Below are 384 nucleotides of genomic sequence, written 5' to 3'. Positions count from 1 at the left end.
CAACGGCATCGACGCCATCCATATCGACCTGGTCGCATCGTCGCTGCCAATCCTGGCTGGCACCAACGGCTCGGCGACAGTCAATGTGACGCTGCTCGACAATTTCCCGCATCCCGACGCGGGTGGACAGAATGTCATCAACCTGACCGGCATCAATGTGGTCGCTACCGATTCGGACGGAGACCAGGCGAGCGCGACGGTTCAGGTCAATGTTACAGATGACGTGCCGACGGCGGTTGCCGACACGGACAGTGTCACGGAAGGCGGCACGGCGAGCGGCAACGTGATTACCGGCGTCGGCAGCGACGGCAATGCGGCCGGCGCCGACACCAAGGGTGCCGACGGCGCCGCGGTGAGCGGCGTGACGGGTTCTGGGGCAACGAC

General features: G+C 64.8%; 1 protein-coding gene. It reads left to right on the top strand.

Annotated elements, in window-relative coordinates; all coding sequences use genetic code 11:
• The coding region (locus tag EN861_RS35700; RefSeq protein ID WP_189343817.1) for a hypothetical protein at window positions 1-384 on the top strand (384 nt) is incomplete at both ends.

Origin of the sequence: Mesorhizobium sp. M8A.F.Ca.ET.218.01.1.1, assembly GCF_004791165.1 — a bacterium.
GTDB lineage: Bacteria > Pseudomonadota > Alphaproteobacteria > Rhizobiales > Rhizobiaceae > Mesorhizobium.
This window is presented reverse-complemented; position numbering and strand designations above follow the sequence as displayed.